Raw genomic sequence first — 20293 nt, 5'->3', positions numbered from 1 at the left:
GCAATTGACGTGCAGCATCTGCATCTGCGGCTGGATGAGTTCAATGAACTGAATGAGCTCAAGCTGCTCTGTAGCGCCCTCAACCAGATGCTTGCCCGCCTTGAGGACGGATTCGCCCAGCTTTCACGTTTCTCGGAAGACCTCGCCCATGAGATGCGCACCCCGCTCGGTAACCTGATGGGTCATACCCAGCAAGCCCTGAGGCGCAGTCGCTCTATCGAGGACTATCAGAACCTGCTGGTTTCCAATCAGGAAGAGTATGAAAGGCTGGCACGAATGATCGACAGCATGCTGTTTCTCGCTCGCACCGAGCAGGCCAACGCTTGCGTAAACCTCGAGCAAATCAACCTGCACGATCTGATTGAGCAGCTCTGTGAGTATTTCGAAGGCGTGGCGCAAGAGCGAGATGTGCAACTGCTTAACCAGACTCAGGATCAGTTGATGGGGGATCCAGGCTTGATCCGTCGAGCATTGGCAAACTTGCTGGCCAACGCATTGCGCTATGCCATTCCCGAATCTGCAGTGACGATCAGCAGCAGGGTGACGCAAGACACGCTCGCAATTACGGTGCACAACCACGGCGAGCCGATTGCAGCAGAACATCTGCCGCGATTGTTTGAGCGCTTTTACCGGTGCGACCCTTCACGTAATCAGCCCGACGACTCGGGTGGTCTGGGATTGGCCATTGTGCGCTCAATCATGCAACTGCATGGCGGTTCTGTAAGCGTTGATAGCACTGAAGCAGGTACAAGCTTTCACTTGGCGTTTCCCCTTAAGCGTGCCTGAACTCGAACCGAAGGTATTGCACCTGACACAGCGGATGCTGGCGAATTAAACGATATCGTCAATGAGGATATGGTGCAGCCCGCGGCTACACTGTTCGATGCGTGCTTCGACCTTGTAGACGTTACGCAACATCTGTCGGGTAATGACCTCGTTGCCTGGACCACTGCCTTGAGTGGTGCCGTCGGCGATAACAAGCACCTGGTCGGCAAAGCGCAGTGCCTGGTTCAGGTCGTGGATGGCAATGAACACAATGACCTCGCGCTTGCGGGCCAGTGTGCGCATGAAGTCAAGCACCTGCACCTGCCGATGCATATCGAGGGCGCTGGTCGGTTCGTCCATCAGCAGGATTTCCGGCTCGCGTACCAGCGTTTGTGCGATCGAGACCAATTGTTGCTGACCGCCGCTCAATTCGCCAAGGTTGCGGAACGACAGTCCGGTGATGCCCAGCGCCGCGAGAATCTCGTCGACCCGTTTCAATTCATCATCGTGTACGACCCAGCCCGCGGTCAGTTGTTTACGCGCCAATAGCACCGATTCGTAGACCGTCAGTCGAGCGCTGGCATTCAAACCCTGGGGCATGTAGCTAATGCCCTGGGCGCCTTTTTTCGAGTCTTGCAGGATGACATGCCCGGGCCCGTCGATCAGTCCGGCCATGCGTTTGAACAACGTCGACTTGCCTGCGGCATTGGGCCCGACCACCGCGACCACCTGTCCACCGAAAAAAGTGGCGGTCGTGACACCGCGAATGATCTCGCGCTGGCCGTAGCGTGCGCCGAGATTTTCCAGCTGAAGCTTTACCATGAGTTTTTCTTCCCGCCGAGAATCAAGGATATGAAGAACGGCACGCCGATCAGTGAAGTGACGACGCCGATGGGGAATATCGCGCCCGGAATCAGGGTTTTGCTGACCACAGAGCTCGCCGAAAGAATCAACGAGCCCGTCAGCAACGAGGCAGGCAAAAAGAACCGTTGGTCTTCACCGATCAGCATGCGGGCGATGTGCGGGCCGACCAGCCCGATGAATCCGATGGTGCCGACAAAAGCCACTGGAAACGAGGCGAGCAGGCTGACCATGATCAATGTCTGAAAACGCAGGCGGCGCACGTTGATGCCGAAACTGGCGGCCTTGTCATCGCCCAGTCGCAGGGCCGTCAGGGCCCAGGCGCGTTTGGCGAAGATCGGCAGGGTGATGAGAATGACCAGGCAGATCACGCCGAGCTTCGGCCAGGTGGCTTTGGTCAGGCTGCCCATCGTCCAGAACACGACGGCGGCCACGGCTTGCTCGGTGGCGAAGAACTGCACCAGCGCCAACAGCGCGTTGAACGTGAACACCAGGGCAATGCCGAGCAGCACGATGGTTTCGGCGGTAACGCCGCGACGCATGCTCAAAAAATGGATCAACAGCGCCGACACCATGGCCATGATGAACGCGTTCAACGGCACCATGTACTGCGCTGCCAGCGGGAACAGCGCGACACCGAACGCCAGCCCCAATGCCGCGCCAAAACCGGCAGCGGCGGAAATGCCCAACGTAAACGGACTGGCCAACGGGTTGTTGAGGATCGTCTGCATCTGGGCGCCAGCCAGCGATAACGCCGCGCCGACGGCGACGGCCATCAGGGCCACCGGCAGGCGGATGTCCCACATCACCACGCGCACTTGCGCTGAAGCACTGTCGGGCGAGAACAGGGCGCCGAGTACTTCGTTGAAGCTGTAACTCGCCGGCCCCAGCGCCAGATCGAGCAGTACGCTGCACAACAGCAAGATCACCAGCCCGAGGAGAATCAGGCGTTTACGTAGCACCAGGCGACGATAGGTTTCGCGCTGGGCGACCACGGCGTCGGTCAATGAGCTCATGGTTTGACCTCCGGCTTGCGCAAGCTGACAAAGTAACCCGACTCATACGGCACCGGCAGGAAGCGCTCGTGCAATTGGCGAAATGACGCGTCCGGATCCAGGTCGGCAAACAGTGTCGGATGGAACCATTTCGCCAATTGCTGGATGGCGACGAACTGGTAGGGGCTGTTGTAGAACTGATGCCAGATGGCGTGAAAGGCTTGATCGTCCTGAGCCTTGATACCGGCGTAGGCGGGGCGCCGGGTGTACCAGGCAAGTTTTTTTCTGGCTTGCGCCATGTCCGCGCCCGGGCCGACACCGACCCAATGCCCGCCAGGTGCAAAGGCTTCCCAGTTAGCGGTCGTGACGACGACATGCGCCGGGTTGGAGGCGACGACTTGCTCGGGGTTCAACTGGCCGAACGTGGTGGGAATGATGTGGCGGGCGATGTTGTTGCCGCCGGCCATATCGACGAACAGTCCAAAGTTCTCGTTGCCGAAGCTCAGGCAGCAATCATCGGTATAGCCTCCAATGCGCTCAATGAACACGCTGGGGCGGGGCGGGTGTTGTTTCTCGATGACGTCGGTGACGCGACGAATTTGCCGGTTGCGAAAATCGATGAAGGCTTCGGCGCGTTGCTCTTTACCGAACAGTCGGCCGAACAGGCGCATGGTCGGCTCGGTGTTCTGGATCGGGTTGTTGCGAAAGTCGACGTAAACCACCGGGATGCCCAGGGCGTCGAGCTTCTCGATGTAGCGCGCATCTTCGGTCGCATGTTGCGCCTCAATATTGAGGATGATCACGTCCGGGCGCTGCGATATGGCCTGCTCGATATCGAAGGTGCCGTCTTCAAAGCCGCCGAAGGTGGGGATCCTGGCGATGTCGGGGAATTTGCGCAGGTAGGCGCCATAGGTGTCCGGGTCCGACTGGATCAGATCCTTGCGCCAGCCGACGATGCGCTCGATGGGGTTTTGTGTGTCCAGTGCGGCGACCAGATACAGTTGCCGGCCTTCACCGAGAATGACGCGTCTGACCGGCAAGTGCACCTTGACCTTGCGCCCCAGCAGATCGGTTACCTCAGTGAGCGCCGGATCCGCTTGATTGGCGAGCACGCTGCGCGGTGCAAGGGAAAGCACTATCAGGCTCAGCAGTCCTGCCAAAAGCAGCGCAGCGAAAGCGTGGCTGCGTCGATCAAAAATCACCATGGTCAAAGCCTTTGCAAAAGTCAGAACGGTCAACGGCTGACACCGTTGCCGGGCTGAACGTTTTAGAAATCGACAGTCGCCGACAGTAATAAAGTGCGCGGTGAACCCTGGGAGAACGCGCCGTAGGAGGCGACGCCCGACCAGTATTCGTGGTCGAGCACGTTTTGCACGGTGGCGCGAAACGTGGTCGGTCGTTCATCGATGCGAGTGGTGTAACGTGCGCCGACATCGAAGCGGGTCCAGTCTTCCAGTTGCTGGGTGTTGGCCTGGTTCACGTACTGCCTGCCGGTGTGAATCGCGCCACCGGTGAGCGTCAGGCCTTCGACCCACGAGGTATCCCATTCGGCCCAGAGGTTGGCCTGAACCTGCGGCACGCCGACCGGTTTGTTGCCACGGTTGGCGGCTACGCCGGTTTTGCTCAGTTCAGCATTGAGCAGGGTGACGCCACCGAGCAGGCGTGTGCCTGGCGCGACTTCACCGAACAGATTCAGCTCCAGCCCGCGATTACGCTGCTCGCCCTGCACCGAAAACACACCGGAGACCAATTCGCCACTGGGCTTCTTGATTTCAAACAAGGCAAGTGTCGAGGTGAAGGTGCCGTAGTCGACCTTGACCCCGAGTTCCTGTTGTCGGGAGACATAAGGGGCAAAGACCTCGCCGGCGTTCGACGCGGTGGAGGGCGCAATGTCACCTTTGCCGAGGCCTTCGATGTCGTTGTAATAGAACGAAACGTGGTCCCAGGGTTTGACCACCACACCGAACAGTGGCGTGGTTTTACCGTCGTCGTAAGAGGTGGTGACCCTGCCGGCCGTGTTGTAGTTGTCGGAATGGATGTTCTGCTTGCGCAGACCGAGTGTTACCTGGATGCGCTCATCCATCACTGACAGCGTGTCGGCGAGGGCCACCCCGGTCAGTTCGCTCTCGGACACTTTGGTCGTGTCCGGTTTGGGAATTTCGGGTTTCGGGCGATCCACCGGGTGATAAATATTCGACAGGATGGGCGGTCCGGAAATGATCCCCCGGGACAGGACATCCCGATAACGGGTGACCTGCAGGGCGGCACGGTGACTGATCGGCCCGGTGTCGAAGCGCAGGCGTGCGCCGGCGTCGACGGTGTAACGCTCGACTTCGAATTTGTAATAGCCGGGAACAGAAGAGGTGTCGCCGGCCGCGTTGATGATGGTCGGGGTCTGGTCGGACATTCGCGCGACATTCGATTGTCCACCGCCGGCGTGGGCGAACACGGTCAATGCCTCGCTGAGGTCGTATTCGCCGCTGAGCAGGGCCGATTTGTCACGGGTCTCGGACCAGCCCCATTCCTGACTCACGTTCGTACGGCCATTGGCGGCGGACGGAATGTCCACGCCCGGGGCGATCAGAAACGGCCGTGAGGCGGCGTCGAAGCGTTCTTTCTGGTTGAGCCAGTCAAGGGTGGTTCGCAGGCGTTCACCCTGATAGTCGAGGGACAGGGCGCCGATGTCGACGTGACGGGATTGATCGTCGATCGCCGTGTCGCCCTGCCGAGTGCTGCCGTTAATGCGCATGCCGAACTGGCGTTCCTCGCCAAAGCGCCGACTGACATCGATGTGGCCGCCCATCTGCGAGTTCATGGCATAACGGGCGGTGAAACGCGTCAGGTCCTCATCGAGGGAGCGCTTGGGCACTACGTTGATGACACCGCCGACAGCGTTGTTGGGCGACATGCCGTAGAGCAGGGCGGCGGGACCTTTGACCAGTTCGATACGCTCGGCGTACTCGGTGAACACCCGATAGTTGGGCGCCACGCCGTATACGCCGTCGAACGCCAATTCACCGAGGTTGCCTTCACCGACCGGAAAACCGCGGATGAAAAACGAGTCGACAATGCCTCCCGCCTGCCCCGTGGAGCGCACCGATGAGTCGCGCTCCAGCACATCGCCAACGGTGACGGCCTGTTGATCCTTGATCAACGTCGAGGTGTAGGTACTGACGCTGAAGGGTGCGTCCATTAGATCGGTGTTGCCTAGCATGCCCAGGCGCCCGCCGTGGGCGACCTGTCCACCGGCATACACAGGCGGCAGGGTGTCGATACGTTTGTCAGTGCCGATGACCGCCGTTTCATCCAGCGTCAGCTGGCGCCGCACCAGTGTGTAGCTACCGTCGCTGCGCAACACCATGTCCAGGCCACTGCCCGCCAGCAAGCGAGTGACCGCTTCCTGGGTGGAGTAATGGCCGGTCAGTCCGGGGCTGACAAGGCCCTCAGTCAACGATGGCTGGAACGACAGCGCGATGCCGGCATCCACGGCGACGCTCGACAGGGCCGCACCGAGTGGCCCGGAAGGCATGTCATAGGCACGGACCGCGACAGCGTCCAGTTGCGCAGGCACGGCGGCCAAGGCAATCGGGCAAGCGGCACCGACCAGGACGAGGCTTAGCAACGCACTGCGAAAAACTGGGGTGAACTGACGATCCGGGCGCAGGAGGCGTGCAGCGAGCATTAATGGACGAGCCTATAAACAGGACGGAAAGGTTCTTCTTCCCCATAGCCAGTCGAGATCAAAAAAAGTATCACCTGCGTGCACTTTTTTTGGCTCAGGCCGCAGAGAGCGTGATCCAGTAGCCATTCAAGTGGCCGCTGACGAGGATCGGATAGGTCTGCGCCAACATGTTCAATGTGCGCTGGGTGTCGCTGATCGGATAGGCACCGGAAATGCGCAGATCGGCAATCGCCGGATCGAGGCGCACGAAGCCGCGGCGATAGCGGGTCAGTTCGGCGACGAAGTCGGCCAGGCGCATCTTGTCGGCCATCAACATGCCTTGGGTCCATGCGTCGATGTAGCGAGGGGTGGCGGTGAGCAGGCCAAAGTGATCGGACGAAAAGTCGGTGCGTTGTCCGGCGTTGATGATGAATGGCGATCCCTGGCGATTGTCGGCGAGTTCGACCTGCACCGCGCCTTCCAGCACCGCAAGGTGAGTGCGTGACTGCAGTTCTCGAACGGTGAACCCTGTGCCCAGTGCCTGCATTCGGCCCTGGCGGGTGCTGACCACGAAAGGCCGCGTCATCGGGGACATATCCGGCGCGGTCTGCACCCGTATTTCGCCTTCGCGCAGTTGGATGAGCCGTTGGTGGGCATCGAACAGTACGTCGATGGCCGTATCGGTGTTCAAGGTGATGTGCGAGCCGTCGGCCAGCGTCAATTCGCGTCGCTGGCCGATGGCCGTGCGATAGTCGACCGACCACTGCCGGGATTCTGCCAGCTTCCAGCTGCCCCAAGCGGCCGGCAGGATCGCCAGAATCATCGCCAGTTTGCCCAGCGCTGCGCGACGTTGCGGGCTGCTGGGTCGATCCAGTGCCGACATCGCCAGTGACGGTGGCAGGCCGCCGAATTTGCTCTGCAATAACTGAGCGCGCCCCCAGGCACGAACACGCTCGGGCGTGCTGACTTTCCAGCATTCCCATTCGGCACGTTCCGTGTCGCTGAGTTCGCCCCCACTCAAGCGCATCAGCCAGTCTGCAGCTTCTTCAAGGGCTTGGTGATCGGGAGGCGGCTCTTGGCGGCGACTGAGCATTTACGCCACCAACAACAGACATTGCACGAAGGCTTGCTTCATGTAGCGTTTGACAGTGATCAGTGACACGCCCAGTTGTTCGGCGATGTCGTCGTATTTCAGGCCGCTGATCTGCGAGAGCAGGAACGCACGTTTGACCAAGGGCGGCAGGGCATCGAGCATCGCATCGATTTCGTGCAGGGTCTCCAGCACCATGAAGCGCAATTCGGGCGAAGGCACTTCAGCTGCGGGTACATGAGCGAGGGCATCCAGATAGGCGCGTTCCAGTGCCTTGCGCTGGTACCAGTTGATCAGGATGCCCTTGGCCACGCAGCTCAGGTACGCGCGAGGTTGTTCGATGACAGTGACCCGGGAGGCGAGGATGCGAGTGAAGGTGTCCTGTGCCAGATCCGCCGCATCCATGGCGTTCCCCAGTTTTTTTCTCAGCGTCGCATACAGCCAGCCGTGGTGGCCGCTGTACAGGGCTTCGATCGCACGCAGGTGATCGTCGTTATTCGCGCAAAGGGTTTCGCTCATGGCTGCGGACTTTATGCAATTGAGAAGTATTCCCAATGCTAGATTACAAAGCGTCCAGGACGCAAGCAGCGATCAGGTATCCCTCAGTCGCGTGGCAGGCGGATCAGTGCTTGGATCGTCGTTCAACGCCAGTCTGCTTGATCAATCCCCGGGCGGGGCATGACTCGGTTGCATCTGCGCAGGCCAGTAACGCAGCGCGACAATCGGGATCAGTGCCACCACGTAGGCCAGGCAAACAAACAGGTAGGTGTATTGCAAGCCATAGACCTGGCTGAGCAAACCACCGGCCGAGATCCCCGCAATCGAAGCAAATTGCGCGGTGCCCTGGGCAATCCCCAGCACGTGACCCTGTTGCGAGCTGTCGGCGGTTTTCGAGATCAACGCCATGAGCACTGGCGTGGTGGCCCCCAGCAGCACACCCCAGATGAAGTAGGCGATGACAAACACCACAGGGTTGTGCGTGACGCCTGCCACCCCCGTCAGGGCGATACAGCCGATGACGACGTAGGTAAGGCGGTGCAGGGTTTCCTGCTCGGTGCGGTGTTCGAAATAACGCGACCAGGCCGTTGCGGAAAGAATGAAACCCAGCGCCAACAAGCCGTAGCACAGGCCGACCACCGAGTGACTGACCTCGAACACCGAGCTGACGTAGAGCGAGAAAGACGTCTGCGGCAGCATGCGCGCCAGCAGCAGAATGCCCATCACACCCAGTAACGACAGTAACGGTGAACCTTGCCAGACGCTGGCCGAGCGGCTGGCCGGTGTCGCGTTGTCTGCGACCGGTGTTTTCTTTACCGGCGGTACATCGGGCAAGGTAACCGCCGCCACCACGGTGCATACCGCGCACAGTGCCGAGGCAATGATGTTGATCCAGAAGAACGTCGCGTAGTCGAGGATCAGTCCGCCCACAACCGCGCCGAGTAACGAGCCGACGTTGGTGGAGATCTGCAGGATGGCGAACAGCCGTGCGCGCCGCGAAGGGGCTTCAATGCTGACGCCATACGCCTGGGCCGGTGCGATATACCCGGCGAAAGCGCCTTGCAGAAAACGCAGGATCAGAATCACCCAGATATCGCTGAAGAGTGCCAGCCCAAGCTGGGTCAACGACAAGCCGGCGAGGGCGCGGATCATCATCAACTTGTGGCCGTAGCGATCGCCGATACGGCCCCAGAACGCACTGGTCAGAATAATGCCCAGCATCGGCCCGACGTACACCGCGATGCTGGCGAAGCTGAACACCGACTCCGAGGAGGTCAGCCCACGCAGGTGGACGGGCCAGAAGGGCCCGCTCATTTCCATCGCACCCATTGAGACCAACTGGATCGCAAAGAGAAGATAAATCAGGATTCTGACGCTTGAACCCTGGACGACACCTGCATGGGACATGGGACAGCCTCGATTAAACGCTAGCGAGCGGGTTGGTCAGGGTGTGTTGCAAACGATAGTTGGAGTACTGCATCAAGTGCATGCGCAACAACGACCGGGTTGGCCACGGATCTTCCACAAACGCCTGATGTTCCACCTCCCACAGATCTGGCGAGACCCGGTCGCGTACGGCCGCGAATGCAAGATCGGTTTGCTCGCGCAGCACCTCCCACAACCGCCTGTTGTTCAATCCGTATTCCCTGGTCAACCACAGGGCCATTTCGTGCAGATGCGTCAGGAACGCCGCGTCCAGCACGAACATGCGTACCGGTTCTATATCGCCTGAGAATACCGTCGGCAGAATACCCGGCTGCACATGCGGGTGCAGGGTGTAGCCACGTGCTTCCAGCAGCGGAGCGTAAGTCCTGCCATCGCCGAAATCGCGGATTAGCAGACTACGTGCTTTGCCATCGGGGGAGAACAGCACCATGGTGTTTTGCTGATGCGCTTCGAGCCCGATGCCATACAACAGGTAGATCGCCACCACCGGGTGGGTGACCACTTTGGCGTACTCGCGGAACCAGCTTTCAACCTGATCAGCATTGGCCCTGGCGCCATCCCGCTCGATCAGATCGGTGAACAACGGCCGGCCACTGCCGGGCAACCGAGTGAACAGTGATGCCACGGTAATCGGCAGACAATGGTCGTTGCGCTCGAACGCTGGTTTGCTGGCGCGATAGACCACAGACAGATGGCGGCCTGGGTGATCTTCCTGAGTGACCGCGTTCCTGTAACGCACGCCTATCTCTTCCGGGAAAATTTCCAGACGCTGATCGAGGCCGTTTTCGGCCGCCAGAATCCTGGTGATGACTGTGCTGATACGCGGCCCCATGTGAATCGATTTGGCTTGCAGGCTGCGCAATTCACTGGTCATCCACACGGCGATCGGCAATTTGATCAGCGGTGCGCAATCGTCCAGTACCGGCATCATCGTTCGGTAGGACATGGTCGGCAGGGTTTGAATGTCCGGGCCGTCGGTGATCAGGATGCCTTCCTCAATTTCCGCCGCAAACGTCTTGAGCACATAGGCCTGCAAATGCCAGGCGTGAATCGGCAGCGGCAGCCACTGGGTTTCATCCAGCCCTTTGCCGTTGAGCGAGGCTTTCCATTGCTCCCATTGCGCCGGGAAGTGGCTGGCGAACCATTCGTGGTAACCGGTCACGTGCGGCATGCTTTCGCTTTTCGAATGCTCGGCCCGCAAGGAGGCGATGCGCAGTGGTACCTGGGCATTGAACTCGGGTGACAGTTGCTCGACTTCGGCATCGGTCAGGCCCGGACGGGATTTCCACGTCGGGTAATACGGATGGCCTTCCAGCGAACCCCACTGGTCCAGAAGGATGGCGGCGTCTTTGGTATTGGTATGTTGGCGCAGGTAGTCGGTGAAGCTGTTGACGCCCTGATCCCTGGCTGCCTGCTCCATTCGCGCGTTCCATTGCTGGCGATGCTGACGGGCGTGGGCATCGTTGGTCAGGCTGTTTTCCATGTCGGCCTTGAGCCCGGCCACGCCTTCGTCGGTCGGCTCGAAGTCGAAGCTGTCGCGCAGCACATCCAGCAAATCCTGATGGCGGGTGATCACCTGGCGTACGCCTTCGTCCGTCAACAGCACCACATCACCGTCATTGACCACGGTATCGGCCGGACCCTTGGCGATGTCGGAGAAAAACAGGTGGGCGCGGGCATCCTTCAGCGGGTAGGTGGCCTGATTCCCTTCAGCCGAAAAAATCAGGCTCGAACGATCAAGGATGTTTTCCGCAAACAGGCAACGGATCAAACGTCGCATGGCGTTTTTACGGGAATAGGCGATCAGTGTCTTGAAGTCATCCATATCAGCGGTCTGCTCGTCGAAATAATGTGAATAAAGGGATCAAGCGGCGGCGCTGGTCGCGTGTGGCCACTGGCTTGGGAAGTAGTCGAGCGCGGAGTCGCGCAGGCCATGCATGTAGCCAACGCTCCACTGCAGGACTTCTTCGATATGGGGCACCTTGAGGTCGAAGCGCTTGGCCATTTCCACCAGCAGCACCAGGCCGTAGGCGACGTCTTCGTTGAAGGCGCGGCTCTCGCGTTCGATGACGTAGCCGGCGCGGTTGCCGTCGGCTGGCACCATGGGGGCAAGGATGTCGTTGTAGGCCTGATTGGTGCGCAGAATCGAAAGCATGCTGCTCTTGTCGCGGATCTGTTCGCCGTAGGCCTCGACAATTTCCTGTTTCAAGGATTTGACCGATGACAGGTCGATGCCCATGCGCTGGCTAATGGCCGCGCACAGCGCCTGGCTTTCCTGATCCATGCGTTCGAGGAAGTAGGCGCCCAGTTCCGGGCACTCGGTCCACCAGCACAGGCGTTGCGGGAAGATCTTGCGATGCCATTGGCCAAAGGGACCGATCAGCCCGTAGATCACCGAACTGTGCATGATCGGGTTGCCCGGCGTCAGGGTGATCTCCAGGTAATTTTCCAGCATCGTCACGCAGGGGCCGTACAGCCTGGTCAGTATTTTCTCCAGCTGTCGGCGCGCGGTTTGCGGCTCTCGGGCATGGGTGGCCACGTACAGCTGGCTTTTGCCGCCGCCCATTTTGATCGAGCGTCCAGGCGTCAGCTCGAATGCGGTATGCGGGACGTCCTTCATGCCCCAGATCACCAGGTTCGGGCGGTCGGGCAGGGTGGCTTCGGCCAGCCAGTCGAAACCGCAAAAACCGGGAATCGCACCGATGTACACCGGTTTGCTCGCGTTCAGATGCGGTGCGATGTCCTTCAGGGTTTGCGGCCGGGCATGGGCCGGCACGGTGACGATGACGATGTCGGCATCCTCGACGGCGGCCCTGGCGTCAGTGGTCACCCGATCCAGTCGGGCTTGCAGTGTCGAACCGTTGGGCAACAACGCCTGCATCGGCGTCTGACGGGCATGCTGTTCGATGATTTCCAGATTGCTGGTGAGCATCGAAACCTGAACATTGGGCAGCTGCTTGAACAGAATGGCGTTGAGATGGCCGGTCCTGCCGCCACCACAAATGGCGACTTTCAACAGATTCATCGAGAGGCGTTCCTGTGTGGGTGGGTCATGCGACGTTTAATTGCAGCGGCGCGGAAACGGTGTCCAGCCATTGGGTCTTGCCCAGCCAGGCATCCAGTTGCGGTGCGACGTTCGTATCCAGCAAATCACGTTCTTGCAGCCACTTATCGTCGAACACGGTGTGCAGATATTTTTCGCCGCCATCGGCGATTGGCACGACCACGTTCCCGGTCAGCACGCCTTTGTGGATCAGCTCCAATGCCTTGAAAATCGCACCGCCGGTCGAACCACCTACCAACAGCGCCAGGTGTCGGGCGATGTAGCGGGCGGTTTCGAAGGCTTGGGAATCGGTGACCTGCACGCCCAGATCGATGCAGCTGTAGTCGAGCACCAGGCCGACCGTGTCACCGGCCGGAGTGCCGGTGCCTGACTGGTAGTAGGGATAGCCGGGATGGCCGAAGACAATGGAGCCGGCCGGTTCCACCGCAACGGTCACGGTGTCGGGATTGTGCAGTTTCAAACCCCGGGCGATCCCGGTCATCGAACCGCCGGTACCGACGCAACCGACGTAGGCCCCGATAGGGCCTTGTACCTGAGCAATCGTTTCGCGGACGAAATCACTGTAACCGCCTGCATTGGCGGCGTTGTCGGATTGGTTCATGAACACGGCGCCGGGAATGTCGGTCGCGAGTTCAGCCGCCATGCGTTGGCGTTCGACCACCGCCACTTCGTCTTCGCGATAGGTGCCTTTAACGAATCGAATATCGGCGCCCAGCGCCTTCATGACGGCGATCTTGTCCTGAGCCGCGTGATGATCGACCACGGCGATAAACTGCAGGCCGAATTCGACGGCGGCCATGGCCAGGCCGATGCCGGTGTTGCCGGACGACGACTCGACGATGACGCCGCCGGGTTTCAGGCGTCCGGACTTGAGCGCGGCCAGCACCATGTTCCGCGCCATGCGGTCTTTGATGCTGCCGCCGGGGTTGTTCTTTTCAATCTTGAGTAACAGCCTGGCGTCGGTATCCGGAACATCAATACCCAACATGGGTGTATTGCCAATAAGATCAGAAACTTTATTCAATATCATTTCAATCATTCCCTTTAGTAGTCAGGTGCAAATGCATAGTTACCTTCCGTACAACAGGTCGCCATCAAGCGCCGGGGCAGGGGATGGCGATGAAACTCGTTTTCCAGCAAGTCCATCTGATAACCGGCGGTATTGACGTAAACCAATAAGTCGCCTGCCTGAGGGGTGGTGGCAAAGTTGATCAGGCGATGGGTAATGACGTCGTCGTCCAGGCAGCTATGGCCAGCGATATAAGCTTGAGTCGGTGTGTGCGGTAGTTCGCTTGTACTGATAAGTATCGGATCAACGAGATACTCCGACGAAAACCAGGTTTCACAGGCGCTGAAACTACTGCCTTCAACAAAAATGACGATTTTGTTATCGGCCAGTTTTTTTGTGCGTGTGACCCGAAACAATGAAATGGCCGCCTGGTCCACCAGACTTCGGCCGGGCTCCAGTGCCAGTGTTATCTTTTGCATGTTCAAATAGTTGGCAATAGACAGTCCGGGCGAGTGGTCGGCCTGGAGGAACAATGTCAACCATTGAGGCGCTGTCAGCTCACTGCCATAGGGATAATAAAAGTTGGGCACTGTATTGTTGTAATAATGCTCGGACTTATTGTCGTGCTGTAAAAACTGACGATAGGCCTGAGGCTCGACATAACGAATCGGCAGGCCTCCGCCGATGTCGATCATCTGTGGATTCAGACCCATTTCACGGGCCGCCTGGACAAACCCTGAGACTTCACGGAAGGCTTGCGCACGGGATTCGAATCCGTAACCGCCCAAGTGGAAATGGAACCCCTCGAAGTGAAAGTGCCTGGGTTTTCGGGTCAGCCGATGAAGGCATTCAAGCAAGTCCTCAAAGCCCATTCCAAATCGACTCTTCGGACAGCTTGCAGGCCTGTAACGCAGTAAAATCCGTGCTTTTGCAGGAGTTGTCAGGGATTCGATCACTGTTTTCAGGTGATCCAATTCCTCCAGCGAATCCACACAGATCAGTGAACTCGCGCTGATCAGCGCTTGATGAAACACAGCGGTTTTGGCCGGGCCGGTCGCGCAGATTTTTGCCGCCAGCGTACCGGCTCGCAGGGCTGCCTCCAGCTCATGAATGCTCGAAACATCGACACCAATACCCGAATTTGCCGCAGCGCTCAGCAGGCTCTGGGACTTGTTGGCCTTGGCGCCATAGAAGATAGCGTGACGCACATTGTGTTGGTTCAACACCGTTTGCAGCGCCTTCGTATTCAATTCGAAAGCATGTGGCCAGACCAGATTCAATGGTGAGCCATGTTGTTTGACCAGAGCTGAAAGTGTGCCCGGAAAATGGTTGATCAGTGTGGCAATAACAAAGTCGATAAGCGGTTTTAGCCTGTCCGGATGGTGAACTTCAATTCGCTGTTCAATGGGCTGCGCATTCATTGCAGGCATAGTTAATCCTCTGGCTCGAAATAGAACGTGGCCATTGATATTCGACAACCAGCAGTTATCGATGGAAGCAGTATTTTTTTGCTCGTCAGATACGAGTTTTTAATGCAGTGGAGGCGGATGCCACGCGAAACCTGAAGAGGGATTTTTAGCGCGGACCGTAATGGATGATTGATAGAACAATTGCATGAAAACCCCACTCCATAAGGTTTGTACGGACATTCTGATCGGCCACTAGTTGATGACCAGCCTGTGTAAGTGGCCCGTAACTGACATTCTTGTGCCATTACCGGTATGCACTTCCCATTGCGACTGATGACGTTCTTTGAAGCGAGGATCGTTCCTCTTGGCGATGTGAACAATATTGCTAATGCGAACCATTATCAAGTAAGGTTTTCAAATATTTTTGAATAACGACCTGCACAGGGCGAATGAATGAGCGTGCATTTAAACGTTCAAGTACGCGTTCGTCCTGTTTAAAAAATCCCGTAATACCCTGATGAACAAGGCGTTACGGCGAGGTGCAGGCCGCCACGGGCAGGCGCGGAAACCCGGCGCTGACAGGGCCTGATTTTTTTCAGATTCACAACGATTCACGCCAAGGAGCAACGCCATGACATCCGATCGACACAGCAGCAAAACCCCACTCGCGATCAGCTACCTGTTCGTGCCGGGCAACCGCCCCGAACGGTTTTCCAAAGCCGTCGAAGCGAATCCTGACGCGATCATTCTCGACCTCGAGGATGCCGTTCATCCGGACAGCAAACCCGCCGCTCGGGCAGCAATTTGGGCATGGCAGGAGAGTACGCCGAGCGTTTCCTGCGAGCGTTACATCCGCCTCAATAGCGTCGGCAGTACCCTGTTCCACCAGGACCAGGCCTGGCTGTACGACATGCGCTATCCCGAGCATTGCAACGGCATTTTCCTGCCCAAGGTGGAATGCCCGGATGCCCTTGGCCGGGTCGTCGAACAGTTGCTGATGTGGCAACCGGAACTCAAGATCATCGCGATCATCGAGACGGCCAAAGGATTGCAGCAGGTGGAATCGATTGCCGCGATGCCAGGGGTGGCGCGCCTGGCGTTCGGCTCGCTGGATTTCTCCCTCGATATCAATTGCAGCCAGATCCCTGAAGCGTTTCTCTTCGCCCGCCACCGCATCGTGCTGGCTTCTCGCACGGCGGACTTACCGTCTCCGATTGACGGCGTCACGCCGGCGATCAGTGATCTGGCGGTGGTCGCCAAGGACGCCCTTTACGCGCGATCGTTGGGGTTCGGCGCCAAGCTGTGCATCCACCCCTCGCAACTGGTCACGGTTCAGCGCGCCTTCCTGCCGGATTCGCGCCAATTGGCGTGGGCCGATCGTGTGATGAGGGCCGTGGCCACGGGCAGTCATGCGGTGCAGGTGGATGGCGAGATGGTTGATTTGCCGCTGATCGAACATGCCCGGCGCCTGCTTGATGTGGCCAGCCAATACGCGCCCATTGCTCGCGCAGGCGCTTGCTGAAGCCTCGGCGAATCAGGAGATCAACCATGGAACACGGTTATCGGATTACGTTGCGGCCGCTGAGTGAAGTGCAGCAGTCCGAGCAGGTCGACCTTGCCAATGTGACGAGGCTGTGCGAGTCGATTGCACGGGCCGGGCATTGGCTGGAGCCGATTATCGTCGAGCGCTCGCAGGGCATCGTCATGGACGGCAATCACCGGTTCAACGCGGCCTTGCAATTGGGATTGAAGCGGGTGCCTTGCATCCAGCTCGATTACACCGATCCGCGGGTATGTGTGCGGCATTGGCGGACCGGGCAGGCGTTCGAAGTGGCGCGGATTTTCACCACGATTGCCCGGGGTGAGATCTTTCCATACAAGACCACCCGGCACGCGTTTGATCCGGCGCTGCCGGTGATCGCGATACCGCTGGAACGCCTGTATGCCTAGCTTTGGCAGCGCAGCGGAAAAAAGTTTCTACTGAGAGTGATACTTTTTCGCAAATAGACTGGCAATAGGAGTGATTACCATTTTCCCTGTTTGAAAAGGATCCTCACGTCATGCCTGTTGTCAGTCGTCCTTGCGGTGAGCGCGCATTAACACTCGCCATTCGTACCGCCATGCTGAATGTTGTCCTGGTCGCAGCAAGCGCCAACGCCTGGGCTGCAGCCCCCGAGCAACAGGGCGTTGCCGCTGACGAGACCTCGAACACTCCGATCGCGACACCGGCCGATCACAGCACCTATTCGCTGACCCTCGACACCACCGACATCAACGCCAGCTACAGTGGTCCCTCCGCATTGCCGCAAGCGTTCGCCGGTGGCCAGGTTGCGCGGGGCGCCCGACTGGGCATGCTGGGCAACAAAGACGTGATGGACACTCCGTTCAGCGTGACCAGTTACACCGCCAGGACATTGGCCGACCTGCAAACGGTGACCGTGGCCGATGCGCTGGAGCGTGACCCTTCGGTGCGCTCCACCGGGCAGACCGGCGGCATCGTCGACTCGTTTTTCATTCGTGGCTTTCCGGTCGGTGAAGGCAACCTGGGCGAACTGGCGTTCGATGGCGTGTATGGCGTGGCGCCCAACTACCGGGTATTCACCGAGTATGCCGAGCGGGTCGAAGTGCTGAAGGGACCGGGCGCCTTGATGTACGGCATTTCGCCAAACAGTGGCGTCGGTGGCGTGATCAATATCGTTCCCAAACGTCCACTGGACGAAGACCTGACCCGCGTTACCACCAGCTACGCCTCCGACTCCCAAGTCGGTGCACATCTGGATGTCAGCCGTCGCTTTGGTGAAGAAAATCAGTTTGGCGTGCGCTTCAACGGCAACCTGCAAGGGGGTGACACTGCCGTTGATAATCAGCAGCGAGATTTGGGTATCGGCGCCATCGCGCTGGATTATCGTGGCGAGCGCTTGCGCTTGAACCTGGATTACATCAGCCAGAAAGAAAGTTTCGATGCACCGTCGAGGCCATTCACAGTCGCGCCTGGCATTGATATCCCATCGGCACCCAATGGCCGGACCAACGTGTCGCAGGACTGGGGTTGGTCCGATACGAAAGAGCAGTCGGCATTGCTGGGCGGCGAATATGACCTGAATGATGCGGTCACCGTGTTTGCCCATGCGGGGGGCGGCAGGTCAGACGTCAAGCGGATGTCTGACCAGGTGCCGAGAATCATCAACGAGGCAGGCGATACCAGCAACATTCCCGGGTATTACAAATTCAACGTCGACCGCTCTACCGCCGACGTCGGGATCCGCGGAGTGTTCGCGACCGGTCCGGTCACTCACACGACTACGCTGATGGCCACCCAATACCAGGATGAGCTGTCCCGAGGGATCAACAACGGCACCGAAGTCCGTTCGAACATTTACCAACCGGTGGATGTGCCCAAGCAATTTATCAACGCGCCAAAAGTGCTGCGCATTTCCGAATCGGATCTATCCGGGGTCGCATTGACCGACACGCTGTCCATGCTTGATGACCGCTTTCAGTTGACCCTGGGGGTGCGCCGGCAAGACATCGAATCACGCAATTACAACGCTGCAGGTTCGGTCAGCTCGAAATATAACGACAATGCCACGACCCCGCTGGTTGGCGTGGTGGTTAAGCCTTGGGACGATGTTTCGCTCTACTACAACTACGTCGAAGGCTTGAGTAAAGGTGATATCGCACCGGGCTCGGCGGTCAACGCTGGCGAGACGTTCGCACCTTACGAATCGAAGCAGCATGAAATCGGCGTCAAGTATGAACACGGCACGTTCATGACCACCCTGGCGTTGTTTCAGATTGAAAAACCGAGTGGCGAAATCGGCGCCGGCAACGTGTTTTCCGTGCAGGCCGAACAGCGTAATCGCGGTATCGAGTTGAGCATGTTCGGCGAAGTGGCACAGGGCACGCGCTTGATGGGCGGGGTGACGCTACTCGATGGCGAGTTGACCGATTCGGCCACTGCCGCCAATCGCGGCAACAAACCGGTAGGCGTGCCAGACGTGCAAGCCAACCTGTGGGCCGAATGGGACACGCCTTGGCTTGAGGGCTTTACCCTCACTGGCGGTGCCATTTACACCGACCGCCAATACGTCAATCAAGCCAATACCCAGGAACTGGATGCCTGGACTCGCTTCGATGCCGGCGCGCGTTATGCCACCAAAATCGAAGGTCGACCGACGACGTTCCGCGCCACCGTACAGAATGTGTTCGATCGTGAGTACTGGTCAGGCGTTGCCTCCTATGGCGCGTTCTCTCCTGGATATCCGCGCACCTTGCAGTTATCGGCGACGGTTGATTTTTGAGAAGGAGGGGAAGGGGTAGGGACTATTGAGCGGTTGTTACCCTGACTTGATCATGTCTTGGCAGGCGTAACCGCAGCCACTGCCGCAGGAGGCGATTCGGGCTGAAGGGGCGTCAGGGATCTTCGGGTTTATAGAGAGTGACGGCGCCGCTGTGAGGCAGCGACGACCGTTCAATGTGTTCATTGCTTTCGGACGAAAGAGCCCGTGAGCAGAAGCGGTCTCTCCATCAGCGCCGCAATGACCTGAACTTCAATCCGATAATGTTTCTTGGCCATGGGTGACTCCACGCACACGCGCACAGGTGCGTGCGCGTCCGCCAACCAAGCGTCCCAAACCTGATTCATGCCGTCATAGTCAGCCATGTCGGCCAGCCAGATCTGGGCAGAGAAGCTGGCCTTTGTCCGTGCCAGCCTTGGCCAGCAGGGTGTCGATTTTGTCGAACACGTCTTGTGACTGTGCGGTGATATCGCCCTCAGTCAATGGTGAGACCTGGCCCGCCAGATACGCTGTGTTGTTGTGAATGACTACTTGGCTGAAGCGTTTGGTTGTGCCGATGCGTTGAATAGCAGGGTTCATGGTCGAGATCCGTTGGGTTTCCAGATTGGATGATTCAGTTGTTGTCGCTTAGCCCGGCCCCTGCACCCAGCAATCGCGAGGACTCGGAGCTGGCAGGACCTGGTTCAATTCATGAGGAAAGGGGGCGTTCTGATACATATTGATGCGTACCCAGCGATCAGAACGCGGGTCGAATTGGGTAGCCCCGGAGAAGGAAAGCTAGCAGCCCCGAGACTCACTCAATCACGCCTCGTACACGTTTCTGAAGGCGTTGAAAGCCAGTCGCTTCCCGTCGACGGGCTGATCAGACGTCTCCTGCAACGCGGACCGGTGCCGCTACTGCAGGCTGCGATGTAAGGGAGGCGGAAGCGGTATCTGGGGCTGTTCGTGGCAGATTCCTGGCTGTTATGAGGGGCAGAATCGGCCGATTTCTGCCTGTCACCAGCGTCAGCTTTTGGGCGAAAACCTTTAGAAACAGCGTATCGCGGCGTTGGCACCAGGGCAGTTTCGACGAGAAAAGCTGAGTGGTGCGGGGCAGTAATCCGCGACGGGTCGTGAGAATGCCAGCAACCTGATGTATCCGTAGCCGGTGCCGCATTGAGTCAGCACGGAAAAAGGTATGACGGTCATCTTCCGACA

Annotated in this window: 17 protein-coding genes; 4 read left to right on the top strand and 13 right to left on the bottom strand. The window is 58.7% G+C overall.

Features of this window, described 5'->3' with window-relative positions; translation table 11 throughout:
- Positions 1-786: heavy metal sensor histidine kinase (locus tag ACVWYU_RS18755; protein ID WP_457373391.1), on the top strand; the 786-nt coding region annotated here is incomplete at its 5' end.
- Positions 787-831: 45 nt separating this feature from the next.
- On the opposite strand, the gene ACVWYU_RS18750 is transcribed toward ACVWYU_RS18755, so the two are convergent.
- The 11 genes from ACVWYU_RS18750 to ACVWYU_RS18700 form a co-directional block, all read right to left on the bottom strand.
- The gene (locus tag ACVWYU_RS18750; protein ID WP_248915928.1) at positions 832-1587 is read right to left on the bottom strand and encodes an ABC transporter ATP-binding protein; all 756 of its coding nucleotides are present in this window, start codon (positions 1585-1587) and stop codon (positions 832-834) included.
- On the bottom strand, positions 1581-2642 hold the full coding sequence (locus ACVWYU_RS18745; RefSeq protein ID WP_090322925.1) for a FecCD family ABC transporter permease: 1062 nt from the start codon (positions 2640-2642) through the stop codon (positions 1581-1583). Before ACVWYU_RS18745 ends, ACVWYU_RS18750 begins: the two co-directional genes overlap by 7 nt.
- Positions 2639-3826 (bottom strand): ABC transporter substrate-binding protein, encoded by a 1188-nt coding sequence (locus tag ACVWYU_RS18740; RefSeq protein ID WP_457373390.1) that lies wholly within the window; start codon positions 3824-3826, stop codon positions 2639-2641. Before ACVWYU_RS18740 ends, ACVWYU_RS18745 begins: the two co-directional genes overlap by 4 nt.
- Positions 3827-3888: 62 nt before the next feature.
- Complete coding sequence (locus tag ACVWYU_RS18735; protein ID WP_457373389.1) at positions 3889-6303, bottom strand: TonB-dependent siderophore receptor; 2415 nt, start codon at positions 6301-6303, stop codon at positions 3889-3891.
- Positions 6304-6397: 94 nt separating this feature from the next.
- On the bottom strand, positions 6398-7375 hold the full coding sequence (locus ACVWYU_RS18730; protein WP_457373388.1) for a FecR domain-containing protein: 978 nt from the start codon (positions 7373-7375) through the stop codon (positions 6398-6400).
- Positions 7376-7891 (bottom strand): sigma-70 family RNA polymerase sigma factor, encoded by a 516-nt coding sequence (locus ACVWYU_RS18725; RefSeq protein WP_247256970.1) that lies wholly within the window; start codon positions 7889-7891, stop codon positions 7376-7378.
- 141 nt (positions 7892-8032) lie between these two features.
- Positions 8033-9277: an MFS transporter gene (locus ACVWYU_RS18720; RefSeq protein ID WP_457373387.1), complete on the bottom strand. Its 1245-nt coding sequence runs from the start codon at positions 9275-9277 to the stop codon at positions 8033-8035.
- A gap of 13 nt (positions 9278-9290) precedes the next feature.
- On the bottom strand, positions 9291-11141 hold the full coding sequence (locus tag ACVWYU_RS18715) for an IucA/IucC family protein (protein WP_457373386.1): 1851 nt from the start codon (positions 11139-11141) through the stop codon (positions 9291-9293).
- Between the two features lie 39 nt (positions 11142-11180).
- Positions 11181-12341 carry an NAD/NADP octopine/nopaline dehydrogenase family protein gene (locus tag ACVWYU_RS18710; protein ID WP_457373385.1) on the bottom strand — a complete coding sequence of 387 codons (1161 nt, stop codon included), beginning with the start codon at positions 12339-12341 and terminating at the stop codon, positions 11181-11183.
- Positions 12342-12366: 25 nt separating this feature from the next.
- Complete coding sequence (locus ACVWYU_RS18705) at positions 12367-13410, bottom strand: PLP-dependent cysteine synthase family protein (RefSeq protein WP_281439313.1); 1044 nt, start codon at positions 13408-13410, stop codon at positions 12367-12369.
- A 14-nt stretch (positions 13411-13424) separates the two neighbouring features.
- Entirely contained in the window at positions 13425-14819 is a 1395-nt protein-coding gene (locus tag ACVWYU_RS18700; protein WP_457373384.1) for a Y4yA family PLP-dependent enzyme, read from the bottom strand.
- A gap of 610 nt (positions 14820-15429) precedes the next feature.
- On the opposite strand from ACVWYU_RS18700, the gene ACVWYU_RS18695 reads away from it, so the two are divergent.
- The 3 genes from ACVWYU_RS18695 (at position 15430) to ACVWYU_RS18685 (ending at position 19099) form a co-directional block, all read left to right on the top strand.
- Positions 15430-16320, top strand: coding sequence for an HpcH/HpaI aldolase/citrate lyase family protein (locus ACVWYU_RS18695; RefSeq protein WP_457373383.1), 891 nt, complete (start codon positions 15430-15432; stop codon positions 16318-16320).
- 26 nt (positions 16321-16346) lie between these two features.
- Positions 16347-16748 (top strand): ParB N-terminal domain-containing protein, encoded by a 402-nt coding sequence (locus ACVWYU_RS18690; protein WP_247256963.1) that lies wholly within the window; start codon positions 16347-16349, stop codon positions 16746-16748.
- 110 nt (positions 16749-16858) lie between these two features.
- Positions 16859-19099, top strand: coding sequence for a TonB-dependent receptor (locus ACVWYU_RS18685; RefSeq protein ID WP_457373382.1), 2241 nt, complete (start codon positions 16859-16861; stop codon positions 19097-19099).
- Between the two features lie 179 nt (positions 19100-19278).
- Here the strand turns inward: ACVWYU_RS18685 and ACVWYU_RS18680 are convergent, their stop codons facing one another.
- Positions 19279-19461: a Rid family hydrolase gene (locus ACVWYU_RS18680; protein WP_457373381.1), complete on the bottom strand. Its 183-nt coding sequence runs from the start codon at positions 19459-19461 to the stop codon at positions 19279-19281.
- Complete coding sequence (locus ACVWYU_RS18675) at positions 19454-19675, bottom strand: Rid family hydrolase (RefSeq protein WP_457373380.1); 222 nt, start codon at positions 19673-19675, stop codon at positions 19454-19456. The genes ACVWYU_RS18680 and ACVWYU_RS18675 overlap by 8 nt, the downstream gene beginning before the upstream one ends.
- Positions 19676-20293: the final 618 nt, after the last annotated feature.

The organism is Pseudomonas sp. TE12234, from assembly GCF_054061835.1.
The sequence above is the reverse complement of the archived record's forward strand: the minus strand, read 5'-3'. Positions and strand labels throughout refer to the sequence as shown.